The organism is Elizabethkingia argenteiflava (assembly GCF_009904105.1).
In the GTDB taxonomy this organism is placed as follows: domain Bacteria; phylum Bacteroidota; class Bacteroidia; order Flavobacteriales; family Weeksellaceae; genus Elizabethkingia; species Elizabethkingia argenteiflava.
Genome location: NZ_JAAABJ010000220.1, coordinates 1 through 409, shown reverse-complemented (window position 1 = coordinate 409; position 409 = coordinate 1). Strand labels below are relative to the sequence as shown.

The following is a 409-nucleotide window of genomic DNA, read 5'->3' as shown; positions in this document are numbered from 1 at the left end:
TATATCGAGAACAGCGATGGCAACACGAATGTGCGTTTTCATCAGGCAGACACCCATAAGAGATTCTTCGCTCTTCTGGAATCCCAGAACATCCGTGTAAATCGCTTCAGGGCAGACTGCGGTTCCTGCTCGAAGGAAATCGTCAGTGAGATAGAGAAGCATTGCAAACATTTCTACATCCGTGCCAACCGATGCAGTTCGCTCTACAATGACATCTTTGCTCTGAGAGGATGGAAGACGGAGGAGATTAACGGCATCCAGTTCGAACTCAATTCCATTCTCGTTGAGAAATGGGAAGGCAAGTGCTATCGTCTTGTCATCCAGAGACAAAGACGCAACAGTGGCGACCTTGACCTGTGGGAAGGCGAATACACTTACCGTTGTATTCTGACCAACGATTACAAGTCAT

General features: G+C 47.4%; 1 pseudogene. It reads left to right on the top strand.

Annotated elements, in window-relative coordinates:
- Nucleotides 1-409: pseudogene (locus tag GNY06_RS01935) on the top strand (IS1380 family transposase); the annotation flags it as partial.